Here is a 16084-nt window from a genome sequence, read left to right as displayed (position 1 = left end):
ACTGGTCCATCTTTATTTTATTCACTCCATCTTCTTGGACTCCAAATGGTCCCTTCCATTTCGCCTTCCATTTGATCAATGCGCTTTACTTGCTCTTTGATGATATCCTGTGCAGCCTTAAGAAGTGTCCTTGTATTGTAATCGTCGCTTTTTTCATACGCTTGATGAATTTGCTCTAGTATCCATTCGTTATTTTCCAAAATGACATCCTCCTAATACATGTCGTCTAATACCATTTTCAATTCGTCTATCTTGTCACGATTTTCTTGAATTTGCTCAATGGTAAAATTAATGGTTTCTAAATCTTGGGATTGAATTTTTTGTAATGCCTCCATGATCCACTTTTCACGAGTAGCCAATTGATGATTATTTTCCATCGTTACCATTTGCCAATAGTGAATCAATGTATCCATCTTCTGATCGTCCTCCATGTAAGCAAATTGAAAAATAGACATGGGACGTAAATATATCATTCCGACTTTATGCGCCATAGCCTGATATGGCCTTGTTAACTCACTAATTGTAAAAAGCTCATCTCCACCTGCTTGGTATTCCCGTTCCGATACTCCAATCATTAACACCAAACCAAATTCCTTACCGGCTAATGCTTTCCTTGCCCCATGAGCAAAGCCCTCTTCTAATACGTCATCCTGCCATTGCTTTAGAAGGGGAGGAGCACTATACCAATAAAATGGAAACTGGAAAATAATCCGATCATGCTGTTCAAGGAGTGCCTGCTCTTTGGCAATATCTATTTTTCCATCTGGATAATGTGCCTCTAAATGATGAATCGTCACGCTTTCGTTATTTTTTAAGGAGGTCAAAAAATACTGCTGGCTTCTTGACTCTATAATATCGGGATGAGAAACAATCAAAAGTGTTTTCAAAATGGACTTCCTTTCTTCCAACTAATTTTCTTACTTTATCATAATACTTTTTAGTGAAATCACAAAAGGTATAGCTTTTAAAGGGAGAATTCTATATTTGTAACGTTATAATAAAAACATAGAATTTTATTTTACCAACTAGGAGGAGACCTACCTATGACACCCTTCACAGAAAAAGTGATTCAACTCATTCAAGCAATCCCCCAAGGGAAAGTCGCGACATATGGGCAGATTGCTAGACTTGCTGGGAATGCACGGGCTGCGAGACAAGTAGTTCGGATCCTTCATTCCATGAGTGAAAAATACCAATTGCCATGGTACCGTGTACTAAATGCTAAAGGAGAAATCGTAATAAAAAGTGAAGATTTGTTTCAGGAGCAAATTTTAAATTTACAAATAGAAGGTGTAAAAGTGAATCAAAATACCAAGGTGAATTTAAACGAATATCAGTGGCAAAAATAAAAATGGGTGTTTAATATAGTGGAAATGAATAGGTCCAAAGATGGGTTTCCATACTTTGATGAAACATCTAACTCCAATTTATCGTACTGAATACTAGCGATAATAAAAAAAGGAGTAAAGTATATGAAAAATTACATGAAGTTGTCGATAATCCTATTATTTACTTTTGTTTTAGTGGCTTGTAGCAAATCAGATGAAAATTCTACTAAAGAGCAAGAGGATACTTCTAAGTCTACGGAAGAATCAAATACCAAAGAAGAAACAAGTCCTTCAGAACAAAAGGAAACCGAGGAATCTGAAGAATCAAAGCAGCAAGAACCTATTACACCAGAGGAAATCCCTGAATATTTCTTAGCTAATAATACAGAAGCAATATACAATCAAACAAGTGATTCGTTTAAACAAATGGTGCCTTTGGATCAATTTGAACGATTAGGTGCAGATTTTAATGAAGGAGTCCAAAGTTATGAGCTTACTCATTCGTTTCCTACTCAAGACTTAACAGAATATCAATGGATAAGTGATGGTGGGGACAAAGGCATTCGCGCGCTTATTGCGGAGGACAATACAATTGAAGGAATTCAACTAATGCCTATTAGTTCTGATCCTGAAGGCGATGAAGCGTATACGAAAAACGAATATCAGCTGCCTATGGCTGGGGAATGGTATGTCTTTTGGGGTGGTACAAATGAGCTTGTGAATTACCATTATGCATTACCAGTCCAACGATATGCTTACGATTTTGTCATTGTTAAAGACAATTTCTCCTATGAAGGGGACCCAACGAAAAATGAAAGCTATTATGCTTTTGGCATGGAAGTTTTAGCGCCAGGTGAAGGAAAAGTTGTATCCGTGGAGAATGAGATACCGGATAATAAACCGGGAGTAGAAACGAATGCACAAGAGCCACTTGGTAACCATGTTATTATTGAGCACGAGCATAACGAATACAGTGTCATCGCCCATATGAAGCAAGGATCTGTAAAGGTGGAAGAGGGGGACCAAGTAAATGCAGGAGACTTACTCGGTTTGGTAGGGAACTCCGGGAATTCCTCTGAACCACATATTCATTATCATGTAGCAGATAGTATAGAGTGGGAAAAGGCTACTTCGATTAGAATAAAGCTCCAAAACGGAGAGGAACCAGTCCGTGGGGAATCCGTAATAGGAATTGAGTAAGATCAGACAATGCTATTCTTCTTCATGGAGAATAGCATTTTTTATACGTGATACATTATTAGGGAGTTCGGAACAAGCGTATTCGAAGTAATGGACAGGGGTGATGATAAACAAAACTCCACATCCAAACAATTAGAAACAAGGAGATGGAACAACTACGTTTATGAGACAGATTATCGTTACCATCATTGCAATTGTTCTAGTTATCGCAATTATTGGATTCATTATCAAACATTTTGTTGGATTTCTTGGGATTGGTATAGCAGTCTATGGATTATACAAATGGAAACAGAATCGAGAACAAAACACAAAATCTACTGTACCGGTAATTTTGATGGTAGTTGGAGTGGTTTTGGCTTTTTCTTGGTTTGCGAACCCAATGCCTAATGAAACGAAAGCACCCGAAAACGAAAAACAGGAATACATCGTGAAAGAAGAGCAAGAGGATGCTAGAGAGGAAAAGGAGAAAGGGCAAGAACCATATGGTACTGAAGAGAAAGATGGGGAGCAAACACCAGCTAAGGAAGATGAAAAAAAGGATGAACAAGAGGATACGATAGAGGAAAAGGAGAAAGAGCAAGAACAAGATGGTAGTGAAAAGAATGATGGAGAGCAAGCACCAGCTGATGAGGGCAAGCAAGACCAACCAGTAAAAGAAAAAGAGGAAGCCAAACAACCTTCAACTCCTAAGGAAGACGTACCAAAAGAAGGTTTTGCACGAGCTACTGTTACGCGTGTGGTAGATGGAGATACGATTGAGTTAAGGTTTGAAAATGGTACTACCGAAACCATTCGTCTTTTATTAGTAGATACTCCAGAAACAAAACACCCAAGTCTCCCTGTGCAACAATTTGGCCCAGAAGCTTCTCAATTTGCTAAAAAAACGTTACTAAACAAACAAGTCCAAGTGGAATATGACGGACCGAAGCGGGATAAATATGATCGATTGCTAGGGTATTTATGGATTGGGAACTCTATTTTTAATCAAATGCTCTTAGAAGAAGGACTTGCCCGATATGCCTATGTCTATGATCCCCCATACACCCATTCAAGTGCATTTATGAAGGCTCAAAACCGTGCAAAAAATGCCAAAAAAGGAATTTGGAGTATAGATGGTTATGTAACTGCTGATGGGTTTAATCAGCATGAAGAAGAAAAGAAAAGCTCACCCAATCCACAGGTGGGCACAAGTCCATATACGGGTCCGTATGATCCATCGGGTCCAGATCGAGATTGTGGAGATTTTCGTACCCAGGAAGAGGCACAAGCCTTTTTTATTGCAGCAGGTGGACCGAATCGTGACCCTCATAACTTGGATGGAACAGATGGAGATGGTTTCGTTTGTGAGAGTTTGCCTTGAAGACTTTACATGATGAATGCTCGGAAAAACTTGCTTTTTTCCGAGCATTTTATTGTTTTAACGTTCGTTTTTATAAAATTTCTAATACAGTTTGTCTAAAGCTATTGTACACAAATTGCCATAGTTCTTTTTCGGTAGCATATCGATGTTGTAACGTACGGTACATTTCTTTTTGCTTTGTTGCAAAAGTCTCATCTTCCTTAGCGGGAAGTGCTGCTCGATAGTCATCCACAATTTGCTGTACTTCAGGAGCACGAGGACCCCATTTTCCAATTAATTCGCCTGCATCATTTAAGATAAGTACAATTGGAATCGCACGCCCACCATTTGTCAAATGACGATCGATCAAATCGGTATCGGCATCCCTTAATGTTACCCGCATTTCTATATTTGCACTTTCTGCAACTTTGCGAATCACGGGATTAATCATCATTGCATCTCCACACCAGTCTTCTGTAATAGTTAAAAAGTGAACCGAATGCTTCTTTAATTCATCAGTGAATCCATCGTTTGGTAACTGGAAGTTTTCATAAACAGAAAGGCTTTCCTGCTTTAATGTACGCATATCATCCATATAGCTTTGAATAGATTTACCTTCTTCAAAATATTGTTGTTCCGTTTTCATAATTAGCACCTCTTTATGTAATTTTGTTACCTCTATTTTACGGGAAGAATGAAGCATACGTAAAATAATTCAAATCGCTGTCTATTCTATAAAAATTCCACATATACCGTAGTGCACTTGTACACTCTTTTGTCGATAATAGGAATAGGATAATCATAATCATATAAAAGGAGAGAATCAAATGGCTCTATATCATGATATGACTCCCAATCTAGCACGGAAATTGCTAAACAATAAAAGTGTGTATTTAACAAAAGAGGGAAAAAGATTACTACAACAAATAGCGAGAGGGAAATGAAAAGAACGGCGGTTTAGACCGCTGTTTTTTTGCTTATTTAGGTAAGCGAAACGATTTTTATATAAATTTATAGCTAGAATAGAAAACCTATTCTTTGGATATTTTAAGAAAGTATTATTTCACAGTAATTAAGGAGAATACATCGATGTATAAAAAGAGGAAAAAGCTTTCTACCATCCATTTCATTTTTAATATTGTGATTATCGTTATCCCATGGCTTTCAATCCTATTTTTAGGTAAACGAAATGTGAAACGATTTTGGTTCGCTAGTTTTGTCATCTTTATTCTAGAACTTATCAGTCATAAGATTGGCCAAAAATTAGAATGGTGGAAGTTTTACGATCGGAAAAAATCGTATCTTACCAACGAACTTCCCTTCAGTATTGGGCCATATATGCCCTTGTCGATGTGGTTGTTGAAGTTAGGAAATGGAGATTTAAAAAAGTTTTTTATACTCAATGCGATATCCGATGGCATGTTTGCCTTTGTGGGTATCCAATTGCTGAACAAAATAAAAATCATTGGCCTGCACCGCTTGAATCCTTTTCAATTTTTTCTTTATCTATATCATAAAGCGTTTATTCTATATGGCGTTCAATACTTATACGATAAGAAGTTACAATCATCCTGAAAAAGGACAGGGTTCAGCTAATATCCCTGTCCTCTTCCTTATTACAAATATACATATTCTAAATAGTTGCCAGTTTGCCTCCGAACTGTAATGCCATGACTCTTAAGGTCATCCCAGATTTTTCGATCCAAGGAGAACGGTGATTTGCTTTGTAAGTATTCTAGTTCTTCCTCTGAAATGGTCACATTATAAATTTCCTTACCATTTTGTACAATTAGTTCGTAATTACGTAACTTTAGTAGCATTACTTTATAGTCCTCATCCCACTCCTTTAATTGTTTTTCAATAGTAGAAAGAACAAAATGAAGAAACTGCTCCCTACTTTGGTTTTTGGCCAAATACCCTCTAATCATTCCACTTGCGTTCATACTGTTTCCTCCTTTTTAATTATAAAAAAGGTCATCTAGCTCAGCTCGCTACAAAAAAGGCTCTATGTTACACCTGAATGTAACATAGAGCCTTTCGCCGTCCGTTATCATCCAAAGTGTCCTACTTTACTTTGGCTGGTTGGAGCACCTTACCTAAGGCAGGTTGCTGTGAAGTCATTGAGCCAGTTCTCTCGTTCACTCTAGATAACCTTATTTAATTAAGATTTATTATACCATATGTTCCTTAACTTAGAAAATGAATTATTCCATGGTCGCTTTGATTTCTTTGATTTTTTTAGATACTAAAGGATAAAAGTATTTTTTTGCGTCATTCGTTGTATTACCACCAAAAAAGGAAGTGCCAGGACAGGATTTTACATCCTTATCATCAGCGTTATCTAGTACTCGTTCCTTCGTTCTATAATGCCACCAGTGATGGTACGTAATGCTATCAATGGATGGAGTTAAACCGAATTTAATACAAAGTAGGGCAGTGATATAAACGATAGTGTCTCTCTGTTCCTTTGTCATCACATCATACCCAGCATCAAAATTGCCAAGATTTTCAATGGTAATACCTTCAGCATTTGCTTCTTTTCCAATTGTGCCTTCTGGTATCGAGTTAAGTGGACGTGAGATGGCTATTTTACCATCAGGGAATGTCGTAATGTGTTGAGCAATATTGTTCCATCCCATCTTTTTGATATGATGGTTCCGCATACCTTCTAACAATCGATGATGATTTGAACCATTAAAATGCTTATAGGATGGAGCCCAGGTATGATGCTGCTGAATTAATGTTACCTTCCTCGTTACGTTTTGATTGAAGAGCCACTCTTGAAATTCCTCTCGAGTCATTATCGTATGATTACCATCTGCATGTAATGGAGCATTCACATGACAGATTAGCATAATAATCATTAAACCTATTAGAAATCGCCTCATACTGCTGTTTTCCTTTCTTTTGTGTTTTTATTAGTTTTGGATATATAGAAAAGGTTTATTCTTTTACAAAATCATGCGGATAAGGATACGAAAGGAAAGTATGACTCGAAGCATTTTGCATCATGATAAGTTATACAGCTTAAAAAGGGAGGATTGTCGTGTTTGATAAATTCCGAAAAAGAAAAAGACAACAATTCCATATGGATGAATATGACATCCAAATTGCGAAAAAACGAGCTGAACAATTCGATAATACTTCCATTCAGGAACACCAAAAGCATTATTCCGAGCAAAAGCTATTGGATAAGTTAAAAAGGTTCGCAAAGAAGGCAGGATCCAAAGTGGTTTATGTCGTTTTGATTTTGTTTTATACATTACAAAAAAAGGAAATTCCGTTAAAAACAAAGGCAACTATTGCTGGGGCTTTAGGGTATTTTATTTTGCCAATAGATCTCATACCAGATGTGTTGTTAGGTGTTGGATATGTGGATGATCTCGGTGTCTTAAGTGCAGCTTTATATCAAGTAGTACAATACATTGATGACGATGTTAAAAGCTTAGCAAAGCAAAAACTCCGAGACTGGTTTGGGGATGATGACATCGATACAACAGAAATTGATAATAAAATGTAAAAATGGAAGAGTAGGTTTTGAAGCTAGAGCAAAAGATATAGGAAAACAAATAGGGAGGTAAATGGATATGCCTATTCAAAACGATCATGAAATTCATGAGTTATATCATTTATCCAAAGAGTTAGAACATGCTGTACAAGAAGCGAAAAACAGTGCGGACCCACGAGAAATTCAGCAGTTACAACATCAATTACGTGATGTTCAACATCGAATTCAGCATGCTCGAGGGAAAGCGATAAATGGAAGCGGTAGCTCTAGTCAACCTTTAATAGAGGCACAACTTCGGGTAGAGGAGCTACAGCATACAATGGAGAGAGCAATTACGAATTTAAATGCAATGGATGATGAGGTGCAGCCTTAAAAAAAGGACAGGTTTCTGTCCTTTTTCTCCAGATAGGACCTATGAAGCATTTTTTAATACTATATCAAAAATAGTGCACATGACTAAACTTCCTACATATAGTATTTATTGTGTGTGAAATTTGTAGGGAAGGAAGAAAGTATGATGAAAAAGACGATTGTACATGAATCAAAAATAGGTGATACGAAGATTATAGAAGTAAATATGACGGATCCTACAAATAGCATATATGCTGTTTGTACTCCGATAAAAAAACAATAACAACAAAAAATCATCTCTTATGTGAAGATACATAGAAGAGATGATTTTTTTCTTTATTTTGAAATTATCCTTTTAAAAATTCAGGATCCTCATAAGCTGGGTTTGGGTACTTATAGAATCCTTCGCCAGTTGCAACTCCAAGCTTGCCTTTATCAATATACTCTTTCTTCAGCATTTCAGCGAGCTGTTTGGATTCTTCAATACCTGCTTCGCCTTTACCATATGCAATGTTATAAGCGGTTGTAATTCCAACAATATCTAAAATGGCGAAAGGACCTTTTGGAGCACCAGTTGCAATCATCCATGTTTTATCGATTGTTGCTGGATCTGCAATTCCTTTCAGTAATAATTTTTGTCCAGCCTCCAAAAATGGAACTAATAACGAGTTCAAAATATAACCAGGCTGTTCTTTATGTAATGGTAGAGGAACCATTCCAATGGCTTTTGCAAATTCAATCACATCGTTAAATACGTCCATATTTGTTCCAGGATGTTTCATTACTTCTGCAGTATTGTTGTTCCATATTTCATTTGCAAAATGTAGTGCTAAAAACTTCTCAGGACGGCCAGTAGCCTCTGCGAATTGACTTGGTAATAAAGTGGACGAGTTTGTAGCAAAAATCGTATCCTCAGGAGCAACCTTTGCTAAGTTGTGATAAAATTCCGTTTTAATCTTTACTACCTCAGGTACTGCCTCAATCACAAGGTCAGCATTACGTACAGCTTCACCTAAATCACTATAGAAGGACATGCGCTCATATGCAGCATTTACTTCTTCCTCTGTTGCACCTAAATCTTTTTGATATCTTGGCTTTAACTTCTGAATTCTTTCCTGAGCTGCTTGGATTGCTTCATCGCTAATATCATAAACAGAGACATTAAATCCTTTAAAAGCAGTTTGGTAAGCAATCTGACTGCCTAAAACCCCACTACCAGCTACTGTAACATTTTTGTAGTTCATTATAATCCCCCTTTGAAAGTTATCTCGATATAATAATATATTTCCACTCTATTATTACACAATTGGTACAAAAAATGAACAGATATGCCTAGTGAATAAATCCTGAGATCGCACTTCTTTGTTCACCAGGTATCATTACTTTATTTTTGGTTAAACTTGCAGAATATATGTATGCACATCTGGGTGCAACTGTTTCGTAAGACTCTATTTTAAAATATTTATCTTCCTTGGTAGATACCGGACGAAAGCATTTGGATAATAAACGAAGAGTAACAGGAAAATCTTCACTCCTGAGGTCTCATATAATAGGGAGGACTTAAAATTGAACGAGGAGAAACGACCGTTTTATAAAAAGTGGTGGCTATGGCTTGTTATCGTAATTGCCGTAATATGGATCATTTTTGGTGGTGAAGAAGAAACGGATGATGGAGAGGTAGATACGCGCAAACAAACGGTGGAACAACAGCTAGCAAAACAGGGCGACATGATTGATAATCAACTAACAGATGAAGAAGATGAGCCAACCGAATCTGAAATACATTCAGAGGACGATACGAAAAGGGATACGGTTACGAGTGACCTCCCAGCTGTTAGTGAAATTATTGGGAAAAAGGAATCAAAAGTCAATGAAGTTTTAGGTGAGCCGGAAAGTAGGGAAGAAACGGATTTTCGATTATCTGGAACGGAAACAACTGTACCTGCAGTCCAAACAATTTATCAAAAAGGAACATTCGAAATTCTGTATATCGAAGGAACTGCACAGCGGGTTACGTATACACCTGCAGATGCTATTGCGTATGATAAAGCAACCATTAATGAATTATTAAATGAGCTTGGTTTAGAAAGCGGCATCATTTCCCTAAATGACTTTGTAACAAAAGCCCACGCAGAAGGAGTCCATGACGTTTCCGTTTATAACAAAGATGGAAATATTCATTATGTTTATATAATTGTTGAGGAGAAATACAAATAACCCCTATCGAAGAAGCTCTATTCCAAAACGGAATGAGGAGCTTCTTTTTTAATGGAGAAATAATTAAAATCATGATACATTGTAAAAAAATAAGAAAAATCAAAAAAAATGTGTGAAGCAGGGGAAGCAATGATAAAAGCCGTCTTGTTCGATCTAGATGGAACGTTACTAAATCGAGAAATATCGCTGGAAAGATTTATTGATCATCAGTATGAACGTCTTCGGAAACATTTATCACATATTCCAAAAGAGTCCTATACGAAAAGGTTTATCGAGCTAGATTGTAACGGCTATGTATGGAAGGATAAAGTATATTCCCTGATGATTGAGGAATTTATAATGGAAGATGTAAGCTTGGAATTTCTATTACAGGATTATTTACTAGAATTTAAGAACTATTGTGTTCCATTCCCAAGCCTAATTTCTGTTTTAAAGGCCTTAAGAAAAGAATCCCTTTTTTTAGGAATGATTACGAATGGAAGGAATCCTTTTCAAGTAGAGAACATAGACGCGTTGGGAATAAAAAACTATTTTCACACCATCCTCGTATCGGAGTCAGAAGGAATAAAAAAGCCAAATCCCAAAATATTTATAAGTGCTCTCCAAAGGTTGGGTGTTCAACCAGAGGAAAGCATATATGTAGGAGACCATTTAGAAAATGATGTAATAGCATCTAAACGTGTAGGGATGATTAGTGTGTGGAAACGTCCAAATCGTGTTGGTGATACGCATCCAGATGCTGATTTTATTATTCATGATTTAGCTGAGCTTTTATCCATTTTACCGTTAAAAGATAGGAGATTACCAAAATGAAAAATCCGAAATTGCCTTTAATAGAAGTAGAACGGAGTTTACTACGAAAGGCTAAAATAAAATTTCAGGACATCCATAAATTTGAACCTGCTGAACTGGCAAGTGTATTAAACGGGACAATACAGAGAGCTAATGAATTAATAGGGCTAGCGGATTTTCAACAAGTGCCTTCCATTGGATTGAAGCTAGCAGAGAAAATTGTATATCACCTTCGTATATATAGTCTTAGAGAAATGAAAGAGAAAGATGGAGCAAAGCTATTAGACGAGCTTGAAGTAGCACTTGGGGTGTGGACAGACCCATGTGTTGAGGATCAATTACGATGTGTAATCCACTATGCTAACCATCCAGACAGTAACAAGCAGTGGTTTCACTTTACAGAGGAACGAAAAGCTTTTCGAAGTGTACACGGTTATCCAAGGACAAGACCATCAAAAGCATGGTATGAGAGTGAAGCCTAACAATTATTTCATGGTTTATTAGTTCGAAAGTCACACAAGAGCCACGCGATCAATTGGAAAGGGGTATAACGTCCTGTTGTTATCCTAAAATTTAGTTATTACTATTTTAGTAGAGACTAATTACTTAGGAGTTGGTGGATTCAATGAGGGCATTTTTAGTAGTACTATTATTATCTGTGTTTTTAGTAGCTTGTAATAACGATGAAGAGAACAGTGATGAAAAATCAAATGAAATTCCAGAAGTGGAAGAAAATAAGAGTGAAGAGGAAACCTCAGATTCTACAACAGCAGAGGATGTAAAAGAAGAGGCAATAGAAGAGGAATCCGAGGAAGTTTCATTTAAGGTAGAAGATACACCCGCCCCTGAAGATCAAGGGGAGATGGAAGTTTGGTTCGACGGGGAGTTTTCCATTGTTGACAAAACGGTCATTGTCAAAGGACAAACAAATCTTTTGCCAGACTCACAGCTTACCTTCTCTGCAGATGTAGTCGACGGCGTGTTAATTGGTGGTTGGTCGACAACAAGAGTAGAAGCGAATGGTACATTTGAATTAGAACAAGAGCTTCCGTCTGACTTAGAAGGCTTAACGATGTTGGAACTGCACTTTGATGTTGATGATCAAATCGATGAAATTAAGGAGCATTATGGTAGCAACATTAGCGGGCCATTTGTAAGGATAGACCCCGATGCTGATACTGTAGCCAAAAAAGCATCTTATACAACAATAGTGATAATCGATGACTCTGAACAACAGATTACCATTGAAGAGCCTGAATGGACAGCTTCCGACGAACTTGGAGATTCAAACGTTTTAATGGATCCGACTGTGAAAAAACAAGGCGAATACGTTGTTGTAAATCTTACTAGTAATCTAGTAGACGGTACATATGTAAGTGCGAAAGCCGCTATTCCAAACTACATTACAACAGGCTTTAGTGGTTCAGCTTATACAAATCCAGACGGTTCTGCCGTATTGTATATAAAAGATCCGGAGCAAGATAGTCGTATTAAAAATCTAACAGAATATGAAATTGTTCTTACAGTAGATCCAACCCATGGAGATCAAGGTCCACTTGTATTAGAAACCTACGGAGAAACAGGAGAAAACTTAGCAGGGGATTTTGTAAAGCAAGCAGATGATCATAAAGAAATTGAACAACGAATAACCATCCAAGCTGGGTCCTAGTATATTGAATTAATTAGATGAACTGCATGAATCAAGCATGATTATGTTGAATTAATTAGGTGAACTGCATGAATCGAGCATGATTATGTTGAATTATCTAAACGAACTGCATGAATCGAACATCATTTTATTGAATTATTTCTCAATAGTAGGGAAATATGGCCTTATCTATATGAATATTGTCAATAAACCATTGAATACTCACGAATCAACGATAAATAAACAAAAAACAGGGACGAGAAGATTAATCTTCTCGTCCCTGTTGTCTTTCATAAAACGCATAATACCATTTTTCGAATTCATCTATCGGTAGCGGACGGCTATAAAAGTATCCTTGTCCAAACACATTTTGACTCATGAGCATTTCTAATTGTTCCGCTGTTTCAATGCCTTCTACAACAACCTTTGCCTCTAAATTCTTCCCGATTAAAATAATGGTTTCTAGCAAGGAGCGAACGCGCTTATTTTCTAATGCATCATTTAAAAAGGATTGATCGATTTTTAGCTCGTCGATTTCAATGTTTTTAATCATGCTTAAAGAAGAATATCCGACACCGAAATCGTCAATGGAAATCCCTACACCTAACTTACGAAGCTCGAGAATGTTTTTCTTCGCATCCTCATAAAAGAGTAAGGCAGACTCCGTAATTTCAAGTGTCAGTATGCTAGGGCTAACACCCTCCTCAAATATAATTTGCTTTAGATTACGAATGAAATTAGGATTCATTAATTGCTTTGTTGAAATGTTAACGGAAATTGGAAAATAAGACATGCCCTTCTCTTTAAAAACCTTGGAATGACGGCAGGCTTCTTTTAATACCCATTCTCCAATTGGAATAATCATTCCTGTTTCCTCCGCAATTGGAATGAACTCATCAGGTCTTATATTCCCAAAGTCTGTTTGCCAACGTAATAACGCTTCTGCACCGGCTAAACGACCTGAAACAATATCAATTTGCGGCTGGTAGTGCACGGATAACTCATTTCGTTCAATCGCCTTATGAAGTCTCGTTTCGAGCATCAATCGTCGCTTCATTTTTTGGTTTAGTTCATCGTTGTAAAATTGATAATTGTTTTTCCCTCGCTCTTTTGCAAGGTACATCGCGAAATCTGCCTTTTCAATTAAAGCTTCTGCTGTGTCAGCCCCATCTGGATAAAAGCTAATTCCAATACTAGGGGTTGCAAATATCTCAGTCCCGTTTACCGTGTATGGATAATTCATTTCTTTAATAATGCGCTGTGCAATTTCTTCGACTTCTGCTTTACTTGCATTTTCAATTAATACTAAAAATTCATCTCCGCCTTGTCGACTGACTATATCGCCTTTGCGAATACAAGTCTGTAGACGCTTGGCAATTTGCTTTAATAACGTATCTCCAGCATTATGACCTAAAGTATCATTTACACGTTTAAAATTATCAAAATCAATAAACATGATTGCAATAGGGGTTTGATTTTTTTCTGCAACTAGAATAGTAGAGTTTAAATAGATTTGGAACCAATTTCGATTTGGTAGATCCGTTAACGAATCATGATATGCCATTTTATTCATTTTTTCTTCCGCAATCTTTTGGGAGGTTACATCAAATATGACACCGTCAACGCTAACAACTTCTCCTTTTTTATTTACAGTTGGCGTTGCCCGGTCTTCTACCCAACGCACTTCTCCATCCCGAACAATCCGGTACACGCTTTTCGTTCTTTTGCCTGCGCTTTGTTGATTCATTGCATTTTTTAGTATGGATTTATCATCAGGATGAATCACCTTAAACCATACATTTGGATCCTTTTCAAAATCAGCTCTGGATAATCCGAGAATATCCGCATTACCTTTACTAACGGACATCTCTCCATTAATTAGGTTTCTAGTCCAAAAGGTAATATCATTATTGTTAAAAATCTGTTTTATTTTTCCTTCATTTGTTTTTAATTTGCCTGCCATATAACCAATGGTAATGGTAAATATAAATAAAAAAATATTTAAAATGAGTGCAGAAACTAGTTCATCAAAGGTTAGACCAACGATGGTATCTAAACTAACGCCAATACGAAGGAACAATACGACAAATAGTGCTATGATGCCCCCAGCTATTCCTGAGTAATAAGCGATGAAGGATACAGTAATCAGATTTAATACCCAGATTATATTTGTATTAGTAGATGATGTATATTCTAGCCAAACAGATAAGCCGAGAAGAACAACACCAAAAACCCAGACAAAAAGTGGTATTTGAATTTTCCTTTTTAACATTCTTTTCACCCTATATGAGTTAATAAATTTCTTGTCAATTTTTGTCTATATCAGTTTATCATTACATGGCTGGTATTTCTATATTTGTGCGGTTGATAGTAAAAAAAGATTGGGATAAGTGTCTCAAAAATTAGAGAAGTTTATTTCGAAATTTATTTTTCGCTAGAGCGTAATGGGGAGGAATTGTTAAGTAGTTTCACATGTTAAAACGTTATACAACCCGAAAACGGGATCGAATTTTCCGCATTCGGATTGTATAAATTAGGGAGGTGGAGGCGTTTTATAATTTCTGACATCACTAGTTAAAAGTAAACGTTTTACTAGATGAAGTAAACCGGTTCAAGGATTCTTCCTTTACATCAAATCCAATGCCAGGCTTGGTAGGAACCTGGATAAGACCTTGCTCTACAATTACCTCTGGTTGAATAATATCCTCGTACCAATAATTAGATGATCCTGCTGTGTCTCCTGGTAGCGTAAAATTAGATAGAGTTGTTAAAGCGATGTTATGGGCGCGTCCGATGCCAGCTTCTAACATCCCACCACACCAAACATCAACACCCATTTCTTTACAATAGTCATGGATTCTTTTGGCCTCATAAATACCACCAACTCGTCCAATTTTTATATTGATTACTTTACAGCTGCCGAGTTGAATTGCTCTTTTGGCATCGTCCAGAGAGTTAATACTTTCATCTAAACAGATGGGTGTTTCGATCTTCTTTTGTAAAAATGCGTGGTCTACAATATCGTCATGTGCTAATGGTTGCTCGATCATCATTAATTGAAACGCGTCCAATTTTCTCAAATGGTCAACATCCTCTAACGTGTAGGCAGAGTTTGCATCTACCATAATAGGTGTTACTGGGAAATGTTGGCGAACCTCTTTGAGCATTTCGATATCTTGGCCTGGTTTTATTTTTAATTTGATTCGTTTATACCCTGTTGCTAACGCGGCTTCTATTTTGTCTAGTAGTTCCTTAATGGTAGGTTGGAGTCCAATGCTAATGCCTACTTCAATTGTTGTTTTTTCCCCACCAATTGCTTTTGCGAGCGGGATATTTTGTTGTTTTGCGTATAAATCCCATATAGCACCTTCAATAGAGGCCTTTGCCATATTGTTCCGTTTTATTGGCCGGAAAAGCCGAAACACATCATTTGGATGATCAATCTCGCTTTTTTGTAAAATTGGAATGAGAAAATCCTCTAGCATATGCTCCGTCGTTTTGACCGTTTCCTCTGTATACCATGGGGAACGAAAGGCTACAGATTCCCCGTAACCACGATTGCCGTCATGGTCTATTGCTTCTATTACAAAAAACTCTTTCTCTTGCATAACTCCAAAACTTGTCTGAAAAGGATTTTTTAGTCGCATATTTGCTTTATAGAGATTGATCCTTTCTATCGCTATTGACACGGTATTGCCTCC

18 protein-coding genes and 1 riboswitch are annotated in these 16084 nt (G+C 36.9%); of the genes, 10 read left to right on the top strand and 8 right to left on the bottom strand.

The genetic code is table 11. The annotated features are described in order from the left end of the window. Positions 1–17 precede the first annotated feature (17 nt). Positions 18–200, bottom strand: a complete 183-nt coding sequence (locus C1A05_RS14825; RefSeq protein ID WP_102029027.1) for a hypothetical protein — start codon at positions 198–200, stop codon at positions 18–20. A 12-nt stretch (positions 201–212) separates the two neighbouring features. Beyond that, positions 213–887, bottom strand: coding sequence for an NAD(P)H-dependent oxidoreductase (locus C1A05_RS14820; RefSeq protein ID WP_102029026.1), 675 nt, complete (start codon positions 885–887; stop codon positions 213–215). A gap of 156 nt (positions 888–1043) precedes the next feature. On the opposite strand from C1A05_RS14820, the gene C1A05_RS14815 reads away from it, so the two are divergent. From C1A05_RS14815 to C1A05_RS14805, 3 genes are all read left to right on the top strand, one after another. Next, positions 1044–1349, top strand: a complete 306-nt coding sequence (locus tag C1A05_RS14815) for an MGMT family protein (RefSeq protein WP_102029025.1) — start codon at positions 1044–1046, stop codon at positions 1347–1349. Positions 1350–1472: 123 nt separating this feature from the next. Beyond that, positions 1473–2528, top strand: a complete 1056-nt coding sequence (locus tag C1A05_RS14810) for a M23 family metallopeptidase (protein WP_234998584.1) — start codon at positions 1473–1475, stop codon at positions 2526–2528. A gap of 163 nt (positions 2529–2691) precedes the next feature. Then, positions 2692–3888 (top strand): thermonuclease family protein, encoded by a 1197-nt coding sequence (locus tag C1A05_RS14805; protein WP_145997323.1) that lies wholly within the window; start codon positions 2692–2694, stop codon positions 3886–3888. Positions 3889–3958: 70 nt separating this feature from the next. Here the strand turns inward: C1A05_RS14805 and C1A05_RS14800 are convergent, their stop codons facing one another. Further along, the gene (locus tag C1A05_RS14800; protein ID WP_102029024.1) at positions 3959–4513 is read right to left on the bottom strand and encodes a thioredoxin family protein; all 555 of its coding nucleotides are present in this window, start codon (positions 4511–4513) and stop codon (positions 3959–3961) included. Positions 4514–4956: 443 nt separating this feature from the next. Between C1A05_RS14800 and C1A05_RS14795 the strand changes: the two genes are divergently transcribed. Next, complete coding sequence (locus tag C1A05_RS14795; RefSeq protein ID WP_102029023.1) at positions 4957–5442, top strand: hypothetical protein; 486 nt, start codon at positions 4957–4959, stop codon at positions 5440–5442. Between the two features lie 41 nt (positions 5443–5483). Here C1A05_RS14795 and C1A05_RS14790 read toward each other — a convergent pair whose 3' ends face one another. Continuing rightward, entirely contained in the window at positions 5484–5810 is a 327-nt protein-coding gene (locus C1A05_RS14790; RefSeq protein WP_102029022.1) for a hypothetical protein, read from the bottom strand. A gap of 101 nt (positions 5811–5911) precedes the next feature. Beyond that, positions 5912–6021, bottom strand: a riboswitch (SAM riboswitch). A gap of 50 nt (positions 6022–6071) precedes the next feature. After that, the gene (locus C1A05_RS14785) at positions 6072–6755 is read right to left on the bottom strand and encodes a peptidoglycan recognition protein family protein (protein ID WP_102029021.1); all 684 of its coding nucleotides are present in this window, start codon (positions 6753–6755) and stop codon (positions 6072–6074) included. A 158-nt stretch (positions 6756–6913) separates the two neighbouring features. Between C1A05_RS14785 and C1A05_RS14780 the strand changes: the two genes are divergently transcribed. Both C1A05_RS14780 and C1A05_RS14775 read left to right on the top strand, forming a co-directional pair. After that, entirely contained in the window at positions 6914–7387 is a 474-nt protein-coding gene (locus C1A05_RS14780; protein ID WP_306373269.1) for a YkvA family protein, read from the top strand. 67 nt (positions 7388–7454) lie between these two features. Beyond that, on the top strand, positions 7455–7748 hold the full coding sequence (locus C1A05_RS14775; RefSeq protein ID WP_102029020.1) for a hypothetical protein: 294 nt from the start codon (positions 7455–7457) through the stop codon (positions 7746–7748). 325 nt (positions 7749–8073) lie between these two features. Here the strand turns inward: C1A05_RS14775 and C1A05_RS14770 are convergent, their stop codons facing one another. Further along, a complete protein-coding gene (locus tag C1A05_RS14770) occupies positions 8074–8970 on the bottom strand; it encodes a 3-hydroxyacyl-CoA dehydrogenase (protein ID WP_102029019.1) in 897 nt (298 codons plus the stop codon). 322 nt (positions 8971–9292) lie between these two features. Between C1A05_RS14770 and C1A05_RS14765 the strand changes: the two genes are divergently transcribed. The 4 genes from C1A05_RS14765 to C1A05_RS14750 all read left to right on the top strand — a co-directional run bounded on the left by C1A05_RS14765 (position 9293) and on the right by C1A05_RS14750 (position 12404). After that, positions 9293–9943: a hypothetical protein gene (locus C1A05_RS14765; RefSeq protein ID WP_102029018.1), complete on the top strand. Its 651-nt coding sequence runs from the start codon at positions 9293–9295 to the stop codon at positions 9941–9943. Between the two features lie 129 nt (positions 9944–10072). Beyond that, positions 10073–10756: an HAD family hydrolase gene (locus C1A05_RS14760; protein ID WP_102029017.1), complete on the top strand. Its 684-nt coding sequence runs from the start codon at positions 10073–10075 to the stop codon at positions 10754–10756. Continuing rightward, a complete protein-coding gene (locus tag C1A05_RS14755; RefSeq protein WP_102029016.1) occupies positions 10753–11217 on the top strand; it encodes a helix-hairpin-helix domain-containing protein in 465 nt (154 codons plus the stop codon). The genes C1A05_RS14760 and C1A05_RS14755 overlap by 4 nt, the downstream gene beginning before the upstream one ends. A gap of 143 nt (positions 11218–11360) precedes the next feature. Next, positions 11361–12404: a hypothetical protein gene (locus C1A05_RS14750; RefSeq protein ID WP_102029015.1), complete on the top strand. Its 1044-nt coding sequence runs from the start codon at positions 11361–11363 to the stop codon at positions 12402–12404. A 244-nt stretch (positions 12405–12648) separates the two neighbouring features. Here C1A05_RS14750 and C1A05_RS14745 read toward each other — a convergent pair whose 3' ends face one another. Continuing rightward, positions 12649–14655 carry a putative bifunctional diguanylate cyclase/phosphodiesterase gene (locus tag C1A05_RS14745; RefSeq protein ID WP_102029014.1) on the bottom strand — a complete coding sequence of 669 codons (2007 nt, stop codon included), beginning with the start codon at positions 14653–14655 and terminating at the stop codon, positions 12649–12651. Positions 14656–14953: 298 nt separating this feature from the next. Beyond that, complete coding sequence (gene menC, locus C1A05_RS14740) at positions 14954–16066, bottom strand: o-succinylbenzoate synthase (protein ID WP_373419485.1); 1113 nt, start codon at positions 16064–16066, stop codon at positions 14954–14956. Positions 16067–16084: the final 18 nt, after the last annotated feature.

It is taken from the genome of Salirhabdus sp. Marseille-P4669, assembly GCF_900240405.1.
Lineage (GTDB): Bacteria > Bacillota > Bacilli > Bacillales > Alkalibacillaceae > OEQK01.
This window is presented reverse-complemented; position numbering and strand designations above follow the sequence as displayed.

Coding starts and splice junctions, on each gene's coding strand:
- C1A05_RS14815 (WP_102029025.1), top strand. CDS start 1,044: ATGACACCCTTCACAGAAAAAGTGATTCAACTCATTCAAGCAATCCCC.
- C1A05_RS14810 (WP_234998584.1), top strand. CDS start 1,473: ATGAAAAATTACATGAAGTTGTCGATAATCCTATTATTTACTTTTGTT.
- C1A05_RS14805 (WP_145997323.1), top strand. CDS start 2,692: ATGAGACAGATTATCGTTACCATCATTGCAATTGTTCTAGTTATCGCA.
- C1A05_RS14800 (WP_102029024.1), bottom strand. CDS start 4,513: ATGAAAACGGAACAACAATATTTTGAAGAAGGTAAATCTATTCAAAGC.
- C1A05_RS14795 (WP_102029023.1), top strand. CDS start 4,957: ATGTATAAAAAGAGGAAAAAGCTTTCTACCATCCATTTCATTTTTAAT.
- C1A05_RS14790 (WP_102029022.1), bottom strand. CDS start 5,810: ATGAACGCAAGTGGAATGATTAGAGGGTATTTGGCCAAAAACCAAAGT.
- C1A05_RS14785 (WP_102029021.1), bottom strand. CDS start 6,755: ATGAGGCGATTTCTAATAGGTTTAATGATTATTATGCTAATCTGTCAT.
- C1A05_RS14775 (WP_102029020.1), top strand. CDS start 7,455: ATGCCTATTCAAAACGATCATGAAATTCATGAGTTATATCATTTATCC.
- C1A05_RS14770 (WP_102029019.1), bottom strand. CDS start 8,970: ATGAACTACAAAAATGTTACAGTAGCTGGTAGTGGGGTTTTAGGCAGT.
- C1A05_RS14760 (WP_102029017.1), top strand. CDS start 10,073: ATGATAAAAGCCGTCTTGTTCGATCTAGATGGAACGTTACTAAATCGA.
- C1A05_RS14755 (WP_102029016.1), top strand. CDS start 10,753: ATGAAAAATCCGAAATTGCCTTTAATAGAAGTAGAACGGAGTTTACTA.
- C1A05_RS14750 (WP_102029015.1), top strand. CDS start 11,361: ATGAGGGCATTTTTAGTAGTACTATTATTATCTGTGTTTTTAGTAGCT.
- C1A05_RS14745 (WP_102029014.1), bottom strand. CDS start 14,655: ATGTTAAAAAGGAAAATTCAAATACCACTTTTTGTCTGGGTTTTTGGT.